General features: G+C 39.6%; 13 protein-coding genes. 6 read left to right on the top strand and 7 right to left on the bottom strand.

Annotated features, from left to right (window positions below):
* Nucleotides 1–22: 22 nt before the first annotated feature.
* Complete coding sequence (locus HMPREF1320_RS07440; protein ID WP_009410730.1) at nt 23–1,507, bottom strand: cellulose synthase family protein; 1,485 nt, start codon at nt 1,505–1,507, stop codon at nt 23–25.
* Between the two features lie 131 nt (nt 1,508–1,638).
* Nucleotides 1,639–2,151, bottom strand: coding sequence for an NUDIX hydrolase (locus tag HMPREF1320_RS07445; RefSeq protein WP_009410731.1), 513 nt, complete (start codon nt 2,149–2,151; stop codon nt 1,639–1,641).
* 342 nt (nt 2,152–2,493) lie between these two features.
* Here HMPREF1320_RS07445 and HMPREF1320_RS07450 point away from each other — a divergent pair, with 342 nt between their 5' ends.
* The 6 genes from HMPREF1320_RS07450 to mraY all read left to right on the top strand — a co-directional run bounded on the left by HMPREF1320_RS07450 (nt 2,494) and on the right by mraY (nt 8,551).
* On the top strand, nt 2,494–3,750 hold the full coding sequence (locus HMPREF1320_RS07450) for a dihydroorotase (RefSeq protein ID WP_009418114.1): 1,257 nt from the start codon (nt 2,494–2,496) through the stop codon (nt 3,748–3,750).
* Nucleotides 3,740–4,486, top strand: a complete 747-nt coding sequence (locus tag HMPREF1320_RS07455) for an alpha/beta hydrolase (RefSeq protein WP_009417951.1) — start codon at nt 3,740–3,742, stop codon at nt 4,484–4,486. The genes HMPREF1320_RS07450 and HMPREF1320_RS07455 overlap by 11 nt, the downstream gene beginning before the upstream one ends.
* 3 nt (nt 4,487–4,489) lie before the next feature.
* A complete protein-coding gene (locus tag HMPREF1320_RS07460; protein ID WP_009417985.1) occupies nt 4,490–5,389 on the top strand; it encodes an ion transporter in 900 nt (299 codons plus the stop codon).
* Entirely contained in the window at nt 5,379–6,293 is a 915-nt protein-coding gene (miaA, locus tag HMPREF1320_RS07465) for a tRNA (adenosine(37)-N6)-dimethylallyltransferase MiaA (protein WP_034554351.1), read from the top strand. Before HMPREF1320_RS07460 ends, miaA begins: the two co-directional genes overlap by 11 nt.
* A 290-nt stretch (nt 6,294–6,583) precedes the next feature.
* Nucleotides 6,584–7,282 carry a hypothetical protein gene (locus HMPREF1320_RS07470; protein WP_009418091.1) on the top strand — a complete coding sequence of 233 codons (699 nt, stop codon included), beginning with the start codon at nt 6,584–6,586 and terminating at the stop codon, nt 7,280–7,282.
* 33 nt (nt 7,283–7,315) lie between these two features.
* The gene (gene mraY, locus HMPREF1320_RS07475) at nt 7,316–8,551 is read left to right on the top strand and encodes a phospho-N-acetylmuramoyl-pentapeptide-transferase (RefSeq protein WP_009417957.1); all 1,236 of its coding nucleotides are present in this window, start codon (nt 7,316–7,318) and stop codon (nt 8,549–8,551) included.
* Between the two features lie 83 nt (nt 8,552–8,634).
* On the opposite strand, the gene HMPREF1320_RS07480 is transcribed toward mraY, so the two are convergent.
* The 5 genes from HMPREF1320_RS07480 to HMPREF1320_RS07500 are packed head-to-tail and all read right to left on the bottom strand — an operon-like array spanning nt 8,635 to nt 13,022.
* Complete coding sequence (locus tag HMPREF1320_RS07480) at nt 8,635–9,804, bottom strand: MalY/PatB family protein (protein ID WP_009417994.1); 1,170 nt, start codon at nt 9,802–9,804, stop codon at nt 8,635–8,637.
* A 60-nt stretch (nt 9,805–9,864) separates the two neighbouring features.
* Nucleotides 9,865–11,175 carry a UDP-N-acetylglucosamine 1-carboxyvinyltransferase gene (gene murA / locus HMPREF1320_RS07485; RefSeq protein WP_009418046.1) on the bottom strand — a complete coding sequence of 437 codons (1,311 nt, stop codon included), beginning with the start codon at nt 11,173–11,175 and terminating at the stop codon, nt 9,865–9,867.
* Entirely contained in the window at nt 11,162–11,824 is a 663-nt protein-coding gene (locus HMPREF1320_RS07490; protein ID WP_002672843.1) for a DUF4290 domain-containing protein, read from the bottom strand. Before HMPREF1320_RS07490 ends, murA begins: the two co-directional genes overlap by 14 nt.
* Nucleotides 11,821–12,111, bottom strand: coding sequence for a DUF493 family protein (locus HMPREF1320_RS07495; protein ID WP_009418063.1), 291 nt, complete (start codon nt 12,109–12,111; stop codon nt 11,821–11,823). Before HMPREF1320_RS07495 ends, HMPREF1320_RS07490 begins: the two co-directional genes overlap by 4 nt.
* 11 nt (nt 12,112–12,122) lie before the next feature.
* Nucleotides 12,123–13,022 carry a hypothetical protein gene (locus HMPREF1320_RS07500; RefSeq protein WP_034554353.1) on the bottom strand — a complete coding sequence of 300 codons (900 nt, stop codon included), beginning with the start codon at nt 13,020–13,022 and terminating at the stop codon, nt 12,123–12,125.
* Between the last annotated feature and the right edge of the window lie 162 nt (nt 13,023–13,184).

The raw sequence follows: 13,184 nt of genomic DNA on the forward strand, positions 1-13,184 counted from the left end.
AATTTACAAATATACTAATCAATTAAGCTTTTGAGGTAAGTGATTTGAAGAATACAAATCCAAAACCTAGGGTAAGCATACAGTGGAATGGGAACATACCAAAGTCGTTAAGACGAACGGCACTGTATAATCCAAAGAGAAAATACAACATTAGTAAGAATTCTACTATCATATTAGGCGATAGTTTGGTATTGATGTATTTGTTGTTCTTCCAGCTATCGGAGAGTGCATTGATATTGAATTTAGGGGTACGCACAAACTCACTGCGTTTACCTGTGTGTCCTTCGAGTACTGCAACAGTGTTATGGAAAGAGAAACCTAAGGCTACTGAGAAGAACGTTACAAACAGTTTGATGTAGTTTAAAAAGTCGTCGAAGGTCTTTCCTTGCAGGTTCTTATAAGTAAACCAATAGCAAATAAACAAGATAACAGTACTAATGATAAAGAAACTAGTAATGTGGAATATCCACGCTAAATGTCCGTATTGGTTTTTGATGTACAACATAGGGATACTAAGAACTGATACCACAAATACCCATAAAAACATAGAGCTATTGAGGAGGTGCATTACCCCGTGAAATTTGGTTTTCCAACCTATGTTTTTAGCTGCTAATACACGGCTTACTGTTTTACGGAAGTTCTCAGCTCCTCCTTTGTTCCAACGGAACTGTTGAGAGCGTGCTGCTGAAATAACTACTGGAAGCTCGGCAGGCGTTTCTACATCTTCCAAATATTTGAATTTCCAATTTTTTAATTGAGCGCGATAACTAAGGTCGAGGTCTTCGGTAAGGGTGTCGCCTTCCCAGTTACCTGCATCGTAAATGCACGCTTTACGCCAAATACCTGCTGTACCGTTGAAGTTGATAAAATATCCTTTAGAATTACGCCCTACTTGTTCAAGAGTGAAATGGACATCAAGAGCGAGAGCTTGTATTTTAGTAAGGATAGAATAATTGCGGTTGATGTGCCCCCAGCGAGTTTGTACTACGCCTATTTCAGGGTCTTTGAAGTATACTACCGTACGTTTGAGCCAATCGGGTTGAGGCATAAAGTCGGCATCAAAGATGGCAACAAAATCACCTTTGGCAATAGCTAAGCCTTCTTTAAGAGCACCAGCCTTAAAGCCTTCGCGATTGGTGCGACGAATGTGCTTAATATCCAAGCCTGTAGCTTGTAGTTCTTTTATGATTTCAGCGGTTTCAGCTACTGATTCGTCGGTAGAGTCATCGAGCACTTGAATTTCGAGTTTGGTACGAGGGTACTCCAATTTTGCGATATTTTCGAGCAAACGACGTACTACATACTTCTCGTTGTAAAGTGGTAGCTGGATGGTTACGTACGGAATCTCCTTAGGGTCGAGCAAGTTAAACTTAGGAGCCTCGTCGTTTTGTTTGCGATGTTTGAGATAGTTCAGTAGCAAACTAAGCATTGAGAGGCTGTATAAGAAAATGCCTACTAATGCTGTACAATAGATAATAATAATCGCGTAATTGATAATTGTTGCCATAAATTATTGTTTTATGTTCTTTCTTTTAGATTTTGCAAATGTACGTGTTTTTTTGAAAACACCAAGCAAAAAAGAAATTATTTTTTAAGAAATCTCTCTTTTTTCTAAACTAATAAACTGTATATCAATAATTAGCTTTGAAGTTGTTTTATGACTGTACGCACTGATATAAAACCAATTTCTTCTTCTCGAATATCTTTAAGAGCTATCCACCGGAGCTCTTTTATTTCATCGGGGGCTACAATATGTACTTCTTCGGCTTTGAGTTCGCATTCGAAAAAGATATCCATAGTGCGGTAGGGTACATTTTTGTACAGATAATTATTGGGGTAGGTGGTGATGAAGCGCAGTTGCTCAGGTTTGATGATGAGTCCCATTTCTTCTTTTACTTCGCGACAAGCTGCTTCTTGAGCCGTTTCGTTGGGGTCGATAAAACCGCCTGGGAGGTCGAGTTTTCCTTTGTCGGGGTTCATATTGCGGACTGTAAATAGTATTTTATCTTTATGCTTGAACACTACTGCTACCGCGGCGGCAATATTGTGGAAATAGGTAAAACCGCAATCGTGACACAAAAAGCGCACGTTATTGGGAAATTCGATGTTTGTAGAAGTACAATTTGGGCAATGTTTAAATATGCTTTCCATAGTTTTTGGGTGTTTTTTTTAATTAGGTGAGTGTTGAGATAACAGATTTTTAAGGTTAGAAAAATATTCTGTATACCTATCTTGGACAAACCTTATACGAATCTTGGACGAATCTTGGACGATAGCTATACCTGTGGTATCACTGTGTAAAAGGTGTTTTGTAGAAAAATTTTCTACACCTTATAGGGCTTCACTTATAAAAATAACTTTTTGTACTTGTTGTCTTTTTTTATTAGGCGACAAATGTACTAAATTTTGTTATCTGAAAAAAATAATTTGTAAAAATAGTTTTTAATTGTTTTTTTAGTTGTACCTTTGCAGAGAAATTAAAAGCGTAATTCTATGGATATATTACTCAAGTCGGCAAAGATTATTGATGAAGAGAGTGCCTATCACGGTGCTGTAAAAGATATTTTAATTTCAGATGGGGTTATTAAGCAGATATCCAATCATATTGCTGCCGAAGGGGTAGATAAGGTGCTGGAAAACACTTATATATCACAAGGTTGGACGGATAGCAGTGTTTGCTTTGGCGAACCAGGCTTTGAAGAGCGGGAGACCTTAGAGAATGGAATGCTTACGGCACAGAGAAGCGGTTTTACACACGTGCTCGTCAATCCGCTTACTCACCCGGTAGCCGACAACAAGCAAGCTGTAATGTATATCAAAGAAAAAACGAAGCATTTTGCTACTACCGCTCACCCTATTGGGGCACTAACGGTAGAAAGCAAGGGGGAATTTCTTGCCGAGCTTTACGATATGCAAAATGGAGGGGCTGTGGCTTTTGGTGATTATAAGAAGCCTATACACAACAGCAACCTGCTGAAAATAGCCTTGCAATATACACAGCCTTTCGGTGGTATTGTTATTTCTTTTCCTAACGATGCTAAAATTATGGGTAAAGGTGTGGTGAATGAGCACATAGAAAGCACACGATTAGGACTAAAAGGCATTCCTGCTTTGGCTGAAGAACTGTGTGTAGCGCGTGATTTGGCTATATTAGAATACGCAGGGGGGAAGTTACATATTCCTACTATATCCACAGCAAAATCGGTAGTGCTTATTGAGGAGGCAAAAAACAAAGGATTGGACGTGACTTGTAGCGTAGCTATCCATAATATTCAGTTTACTGACGAGGTTTTAGAAGGGTTTGATACCAATTACAAAGTGTTGCCCCCTTTGCGCGATACTGAAAATGTAAAGGGACTAAGAGACGCCTTACAAAGAGGAGCGATAGACTTTGTTACCTCTGACCATAATCCGTTGGACATAGAACTCAAATTTAAAGAGTTTGACCTTGCCTCGTTTGGAACTATTGGGCTGGAGAATGTGTGGGGTGTGCTTAGTCAGTATACAACTGTTGAAAGAGCGGTAACACTGCTTACCTCGGCGCGCAAACGTTTCGGGATACCTACTGCACCCATAGCTGAAAATACAGAAGCTGATGTTACTATCTTTACTCCCGAAGGAGAGACTGTTTTTACAAAAGAGATGATATTATCAGCTTCGAAGAATAGTGCTTTTATAGGTGCGACGATGAAAGGAAAAGTATTGGGGATTATTGCTCACAGACAAGCAATATTGAACGATGGAGTTTAAGAAATGTCTTACCTTTGTTATAGGGAGCTTGATTTTATTATTTACAAACTGTTACTTTAAAACAAAGAAAAAAACAATGGAAACACATAAAAAACTACCTTTAGAATACGTAATTCGCGAGCCACAGGTAAGGACTAAACGTTCGCCTGTAATATTTATGTTGCACGGTTATGGGAGCAATGAGGAAGACCTTTTCTCCTTTGCCGATGAATTACCCAAAGAATACACGATTATATCATTGCGTGCGCCTTATAATTTAACCTCATTTGGTTATGCCTGGTATATGATTAACTTTGATGAAGACCAAGCCTATTGGAGCGATAATGAGCAGGCTATTGAATCGCGTGAATTAATAATGAAATGTATTGATGAGGCTTGTAAGGTATATGATTTGGATACGAGAAACATAAACCTCTTAGGATTCAGTCAGGGGAGTATATTAAGTATGGCTATTGCGATATCTTATCCTAAGAAAATACGCAGAGTAATAGCACTGAGTGGTTACTTAAATGAGGATATCTTGAAAGACGGATATAAGAAAGAGAACCATTCGGCTACGCACTTTTACGTATCGCACGGCACCAGTGACCAAGTAATACCTGTGGAATGGGACAGGAAAACTCCTGAGTTTTTAAAATCGATAGGGGCTAAATGCACTTATGAAGAGTTTCCGATAGGGCACGGTGTATCACCACAAAACTTTTATTCATTCCGTGAATGGCTTAGTAAATATTGATTTATGGACAAAGCAACACTTAAATCAGAATATAATATATTCAAGCAAAAGGCTTATATTATTATTTATGGGACGAATACACGCTTAGGTAAACTATTTGACCTTGTGCTGTTGTCGCTCATTACTATCAGTGTGATAATGGTAATGCTTGAAACCGTAAAGGGTGTTGACTACCATTTGCACGGTTTGTTAGTGTTTATGGAGTGGGTGATAACCGTTTTCTTCTCACTTGAATATATCTTGCGCATTATTACCAATAAAAAGCCTTATAAATATATTTTTAGTATGTATGGCATTATAGACCTCATTGCTATTTTGCCGATGTACATATCGTTCTTCGCTCCTGGTGCAAAGGCAATATCAGTAGTGAGGGCTCTGCGCTTATTGCGTATTTTCCGTATCTTGGATTTAGCGAGTTTTATGAAGCAAGGGGAGGAGCTGAAAATGGCTTTGCGCACTAGCCGAGACAAAATTCTTATCTTCATTTATTTCATATCGGTGATTTGTATACTCTTAGGGTCAGTAATGTATGTAGTGGAAGGACACCAGAACGGGTTTAGCAGTATCCCACGCGGTGTTTACTGGTGTATTGTAACAATGACTACCGTAGGCTTTGGAGATATAGCTCCGCAAACTACATTGGGACAGCTGATAGCTTCGTTTGTAATGATATTGGGTTATGGCGTTATTGCGGTACCTACGGGTATTGTTACTGCTGAATATACCCATATGAAAAAGAAACAATCTTTTGAGGGGAGCAAAAAGCAACACAAAGAGAATGAGGTTGCTGGAAAATTAGTTTGCAAACAATGTTCTTTTGATAAACATTTGCAGGGGGCTAAATATTGTAGCCAATGTGGTAGTGAGTTAATACTCCAAAAGAGCAATCACGATGAAGCATAAAAAAATACTTTTGAGTGTGGTAGGACCTACTGCTATTGGAAAAACGCGAATGGCTATAGCCTTAGCACAACACTTCGGTACTGAAATCATCTCTTGCGACTCACGTCAGTTTTTTAAGGAGCTTTCAATAGGCACAGCTGTTCCTTCGCCCTATGAATTGGCACAGGCAAAGCACCATTTCATTCAGCATAAATCTATTTTTGAGCCTTATTCGGTAGGTGATTTTGAGCGCGATGCTATTAGCTTGCTCAACACACTTTTTAGAACTCACGATGTGGTAGTAATGGTAGGAGGAAGTGGACTTTATGCTAATGCAGTGCTCAGTGGGTTAGATGATTTTCCTGAAACCGATGAACAGATAAGAAAAGAGCTGAATGCGCAGTATAAAGCAGAAGGCATTGTTTTTTTGCAACAAAAGCTAAAAACTTTAGACCCTGTGCAATACGAGAAAATAGATACAAATAATCCGCAACGAATGATACGCGCCTTAGAAGTGTGTATGGTAGCAGGGAAGCCTTATTCGTCTTTTTTAAACAAAAAAGAAACGGTGAGAGACTTTGAGAGCATACAAGTAGGACTTACGGCAGAACGAGAGGTGCTTTACAATCGCATTGATGAGCGAGTAGAGCAAATGCTTGGAGATGGGTTGCTTATAGAAGCACAAGATATGTTTCGGCACAAGGAACTCAATGCCTTGCAGACAGTAGGCTACAAGGAGTTATTTGCTTTTTTTGAAGGGAAGACCTCGTTTGGCTTTGCGATAGAGGAAATTAAGAAGAACACTCGTCGATTTGCTAAGCGACAATTTACGTGGTTTCATAAAGATAGTTCTATACATTGGTTTGATTACAGGACAACGGTGGAGGAAGTTCTTCAGAAAACCACAATGCAGAAATGCCAATAATACCAAATTAATGACAGAGCGAGATCGTAGCACGACAGGTAGGTGCGAGCCGCACAGGCAGTCGTAGCACGACGGGCAGATAGAGAAAAGACGAACAATGAACGAAGAAAAGACGAAGAAAAGACGAACGATGAACGAAGAATGAACGAAGGGAAGGAGGAGTTAAAACAAACCTAAGAAGGAGGATAGAGGAAGATATTTTGAAGTAAAAAAGGTGTGTTTGATTTGAGGAATGATAGAAGTATTGTAAAAAATATTATCTTTGCACCAAAATTTGTAATTGATAACTAATGAAAAAACTGATTTTATTAGCTTTTGCGCTACTGGTATTGCAATCTTGTAGTGTAACGAATACCTTTACATTTCATAAAGATGCTACTATTTCTACGGATATGGCAGTGGATATGAGTGAAATGCTTGCTATGCAAGCAAAGGCAAAACAAGGAGAAAACAGTTTGAAAAACGTGAATATGCCCGAATTTCCGAAAGAATGGCAATCGGTTTACGACTTTCAAAAAACAGTAGAAAAGGATAGCATTCCTGCTGATAAAGCTGAATTGCTGAAACGCGCAGCTATTAAAGGACTTTTTAAAGACAATAAGGAAGTAGGTTTTCAGGTTAGGTTCGACCATTTTGCACCTGAAGAATACGCTTCAATCACCGCCGCTATTGATAGAGGGACACGCAATAACAACCCTCTGAGTATTTCGGCTTTTAAATGGGACGGCAAGGAGTTGCACCTCAATATTGCTGCTTTGGAACAAAATATAGATGATGAAGAGCAAGCAGAGCGCGTAGCACAGATGAAGAAGATGTTTAATATTGATATCAATAATACGCTTGTGTTCGAGGGCAAAATAAAGAAGATAAAAGGTAAACACCCTTATATTGAGAAAATAGATGCTCACACCGTGAAAATTGATTTAAAAGCCACTGATGGCAAAAAGAAAAAGAGACGCGATAAAGAGATTGTAATCGTTATCAAATAGTTTTTATCTCTTACCACTTAACTATTACTTAAAATGTTATATTATTTATTAGAAAACCTTGAAAAATATTACGACTTTCCAGGGTCGGGGCTTTATAAATACTTATCGTTTCGCGCAGGCTTGGCTTTAATGCTTTCCTTGCTTATTTCTACCATCTATGGGAAGCGTATTATTCGCTTCCTACAACGCAAACAGATAGGCGAGACGGTGCGAGACTTAGGGCTTACGGGGCAGAATGAGAAAGCAGGCACTCCTACTATGGGGGGGATTATCATTATTCTTGCCACGCTTATACCTGTACTGCTGTTGGCTAAGTTAGATAACGTATATACCCTATTGCTACTCATCACTACTGTGTGGATGGGAGCTATTGGCTTTGTCGACGATTATATCAAGACTTTCCGCAAGAATAAAGACGGACTGAAAGGACGTTTCAAAATATTAGGGCAAATAGGCTTAGGAATTATCGTAGGGGCGACGCTCTATTTCAATGATAATGTAACTATTAAGAGTGAGAAAACAGGTATTGGGCGAACACGTACTGAAGTAGTAGCAGAAACAGCCACAGAGAATTTTGTTCCAGAAGTGAAATCGACGAAAACTACTATTCCGTTTGTGAAGAATAACGAGTTTGACTATGCTGACCTCATTGCGTGGGCAGGAGATAATTATCATCATTATGTGTGGCTGGTATTTATTCCTATTGTGATTCTTATTGTTACAGCGGTTTCTAACGGAGCGAACCTTACTGATGGTATAGACGGATTGGCAGCGGGAAGCTCGGCTATTATAGTCCTGACATTAGGGTTATTTGCGTGGATTTCGGGTAACATTATCTTCTCCGAATACTTAAACATTATGTATATCCCAAGAGTAGGGGAGATGACGGTATTCATAGCCGCTTTTGCAGGAGCTTTGGTGGGCTTTTTGTGGTATAATACCTATCCTGCCCAAGTGTTTATGGGCGATACAGGAAGTTTGACCATAGGCGGGATTATAGCTGTGATAGCCATAGCAGTGCGCAAAGAACTTTTGTTGCCTGTGCTCTGTGGTATCTTCCTCATTGAAAACTTATCGGTGATATTGCAAGTGGTTTACTTTAAATATACGAAGAAAAAGTATGGTGAAGGTAGACGTATCTTCTTGATGTCGCCTTTACACCACCATTACCAAAAGAAGGGGTATCACGAGAGTAAAATAGTGATGCGCTTTCTTATTGTAGGGATTTTCTTAGCGGTGATTAGCATTGTAACGCTGAAATTGAGATAAGAGCTCAATTAAAAGCTTGGATATATTGGAGAATAGAAATGTGAAAAGCGCCTAAATAATCTGATTATTTAGGCGCTTGACTTTTATATTGATGTTATTGCGTCTTTGAGTTGAGCTAAGGCTTGCCTTACCACACTACGCGGACAAGCTAAATTGATGCGCATATAGCCATTGCCTTCTTCACCATAAATACTACCGTCATTTAAGGCTAAGTGCGCCCTATTGGTACATAGAGCGACTATATCTTTTTGGTTGAGCTGTAACGCACTGAAATCAATAAACACTAAATAAGAGGCTTGAGGTATGATGACTTTTAGTTGAGGTATGTTTTCCTTGATATAACTTACCACTTCATCAATATTACCTTGAACGTAGGTGAGCATTTGTTGTAACCATTCTTCGCCTTTGTTATAGGCTGCTACAACGGTATTAAAAGCAAAGACATTGCCGGCAGCCAATTCGTTCCCTTCTACATAGCTCTCGAAGCGACGACGCAGGGTAGGATTAGCAATTACCGCATAAGAGGTAGCTAAGCCTGCCATATTAAAAGCCTTGCTGGGAGATGCAAATACAACGGAGTTCTGTTTAGCTTCTTCGCTTACTGAGACAAACGGAATGTGCTCGTAGGGAAGTAAGGTAAGGTCGGCGTGGATTTCGTCAGCTACTATTATTACGTTGTTCTGAGCACAGATAGTTGCTACTTTTTTGAGTTCTTCGCGCGTCCATACACGTCCGCCAGGGTTATGAGGGTGGCAGAAGAGAAAGAGTTTACAGCCTTTTACCTTTTTTTCAAAGAGTTTAAAATTGATATGATATTGCCCATCTTTCAGCTCTAATGGACAGTTTACTAATTCGCGATGGTTATTGCGGATTACCTGAGCGAAAGGATTATATACAGGTTGCTGAATCATCACCTTTTCACCACGCTGAGTAAATGCCTGTACTGCCATTGCCAAAGCTGGTACTACGCCAGGTACGAATGAAATCATTTCTTTGGTAATCGTCCACTTATGACGACGCTTTTGCCAACTGATAATGGCTTCATACCAACTTTCGGGTTTCGCTGTGTAGCCAAACACTTCACATTCCATACGTTTTTTCATCACTTCCACTATGAAAGGAGGTGTTTTAAAATCCATATCGGCTACCCACATAGGAAGCAAATCGGTGCGTCCCCAGCGGGGGGCTAATGCCTCTAACTTGAGAGCATCGGTGTGTTTTCTGCAAACTACTTCGTCAAAATTATAATTCACTTTTTAATGATTAATGTTTAATGGTTAATGATTAATATGTTACGTGTTATCGGATATCTATTAGGAAACTCTTACTATTTGGGCACCGAGGGCTTTGAGTCGTCCGTCGATGTTTTCGTAACCACGGTCTATTTGTTCTATATTGTAAATGGTAGAGGTGCCTTTGGCTGAAAGAGCTGCAATAAGCAAGGCTATACCGGCACGAATATCAGGCGAGGTCATTAGGGTTGCGCGCAAAGGAGAACGGAAATCATTACCGATAACGGTAGCGCGGTGAGGGTCGCATAGTATAATTTTAGCGCCCATATCTATGAGTTTATCGATAAAGAATAGCCTACTCTCAAACATCTTTTGGTGAATAAGCACTTCCCCACGTGCTTGGGTAGCGACTACCAGCACGATGCTGAGTAGGTCGGGGGTAAAACCAGGCCAAGGGGCATCAGCTACTGTTAGGATAGAGCCATCTATATAATTTTGGATTTCATAGCCGTTAGTATGAGCGGGGATATGAATATCGTCGTTTTTCTTTTCGAAGGTAATACCTAATTTCTGGAAGATAGTAGGCATAATACCCAAATGCTCCCAGCCTACATTCTTAATGGTAATTTCACTGCGGGTCATAGCAGCCAAGCCTATCCAACTACCTATTTCAATCATATCGGGGAGGATAGTGTGTGTACAACCCTCTAAGCGTTCTACCCCGTTGATAGTAATGAGGTTGGAACCGATACCTTGTATATCGGCTCCCATAGCGTTGAGCATACGGCAGAGTTGTTGTACATAGGGCTCGCAAGCTGCGTTATAAATAGTTGTAGTACCTTCGGCTAATACGGCAGCCATAATAATATTGGAAGTACCCGTAACTGAGGCTTCTTCTAAAAGCATATAGCTTCCTTTTAGTTTCTTGGCTACTACGCTATAAGTAAAGTTATTCTCATCATATTCGAAGTGGGCACCTAATTTGATGAACCCTTCGAAGTGGGTGTCGAGGCGACGGCGACCTATTTTATCACCTCCCGGTTTAGGAATATAGCCTACTCCAAAACGCGTGAGCAGAGGGCCTACTATCATAATAGAACCTCGCAGGGCTTGCCCTTCGGTATGAAAAGCCTCGGACTTTAAATAGTCTATATTGATATCGTCGGCTTGAAAGCTATAAGTACCTTTCCCGAGCTTTTGGATTTTGACGCCTAAATTCTCGAGCAAAGAAATCAGTTTATTCACATCTTGAATATCGGGAATGTTGTGAATGGTAACTTTTTGGTCGGTGAGTAAAACTGCACAAAGCACTTGTAGTGCTTCGTTTTTAGCTCCTTGTGGTGTGATACTTCCTTTGAGGGTATGTCCACCTTCTATTTTAAAAACGCCCATTGTTATTTTTTTTATTGGTTGAGAATATTCTTTTAGCTTGCTGAGGTTGCGGTTGAGGAGTGCGTTTAGTTAGATTTTGCTTCGTGCGGATAAGGTCACGACTATTAGTAAGGTCTTCGTTAGCCTTTCTCAAATCAATTTGCCCGTTACTCAGTTCGTATAGATGTTCAAAAACTACACTATCGTCTACGCTTTCTTTATTCCAAGTGAGGAAGCATTTCTTCATATGGTTAGCGATAGAATACTCTAAAGCTTCACGTAGGTCGCCTTTTTCCCAATTTACGCAAGTGTTTATCATACGAATAATTACGTTGCCGTAGAAGCGGTAGCGGGGATGTGCTTGAGGGTATCTAAGTCTTTCGGGGTGTTTATGAAGTGTGGAAGGCGTGGGTTTTTCATAAGGAGAATCGACGTCTAACTGAAAATCGGACATTATAAAGAGCTGGTCCCAAAGTTTATGTTGAAAATCAGGGACGTCGCGCAAGTGAGGAAATAAGTTTCCCATTACGGCGACGATACTTCGAGCCGTTTTATTACGTGTATCGCGGTCTTTAAGGAGTACCGCTTTTTCTATCATTTTTTGAATGTGTCGCCCGTATTCGGGGATGATTAAGTGAGGGCGTTCGGTGTTATATTCTAAGGTCGTCATAATGATAATATTCCTTTTACTTTACCAGCTTCTTTGTAATAGGCAATTACCTCATCGGGGGTTTTCACCATAAGGCTTACCGAAACACCTGTGTACTTATCGTTAGATGATGGGCGTGTGGTGATTTCGGCATCGGTATTTTTAAATACCTCTTTGAGCTGATTGAGTTTGGCTTCATCAGTAGGTATTACAAATTTATAGAGATAACGAGTAGGGAAGAGCGAAGTCTCGATGAGTTCATTCTTTAAGCGCTCGTAAAATTCGGCTAATTCTTGTTCTGTTTTCATTGAGTTGATTACTAATATTCGTATTCTGTGGTTTCTTCTAACTTACCGTTGGAGTCGTATTTTTTAATTTCTCTTATATTACCCTGTGCATTGTATTGGTATTCCCTGCGATATTCGCTAATAGAATCCGCTTTGCCTTCTTCTTTTGAAATGTGTCTCATTAAGGTAAGACAATTTTTAGAAATAAACTCTTCGGGGTAGAGCAAGTCGCCTAAATGACCATAAGCTTGATTAGGTTTATCATTGTATTGATACTCCCAAATATCGGCAGTTCGAGTGAACTTTTGTTCACTTTTTAGCTTATTCCAACGGCTGTCGAAAGTAAGCGTTTCAGTATGACTACCTACAATAGCAACTGAAACAGTAGTGCCGCTATAAGTGTAGTTTGTTTCAATAACACTTGGTTTAGAATCTGTGTATTGTAGCGAAGAGTAAATATACTTTGTGAGCTTACCTTCAAGGTCGTAAGAATAGTTATGAGTATTCGTTCTAACGCCCCCCTCTACAATTTTAATCTTTTCTACCAATCTTTTATTTTCAAAGCGGTAAGTTTCTTTCTCATCAAGTACAGTGCGCCCCTTACGTGAGGTGGTAATTTCGGTGGGGTAACCATTAGCATCATACTTGTAATCAATGATGTAAGTGGTAACATTTCCATTTTTTAAATCAGTTACTTTCTGAACAGATTTGGTAACCTTACCATTGACAATAGTAGACTCAGCAACCAATTTCATTTGTCTTAAATGATAGGTAGTAGTTTCAATGCGAGGATATACCCCCACAGTGGGTTCAGGAGCGGGTTTGGGGTCTAAAGTAACAGGAGGCTTCTTGTCGTCAGGAGCATCATTATCGTTTTTACTACACGCAGTCAAGCAAGCAGTAACTAATAGGGAAAGAATTATTCTTTTCATTTTTTTGAAATTAAAAACTTGGTGCAAATATACGAAATAAATTTTAATTAACAATTATTTAATGCCGATAATACTAATAATAGTAGAAATACCGATAATTAGCTTTGCCAGAGGGAAATGAGGAAATGAGAGAATGAGAGAATGAGGAAATTAGAAAATGAG

The organism is Capnocytophaga sp. oral taxon 335 str. F0486, assembly GCF_000277665.1.
Classification (GTDB): Bacteria; Bacteroidota; Bacteroidia; order Flavobacteriales; family Flavobacteriaceae; genus Capnocytophaga; species Capnocytophaga ochracea.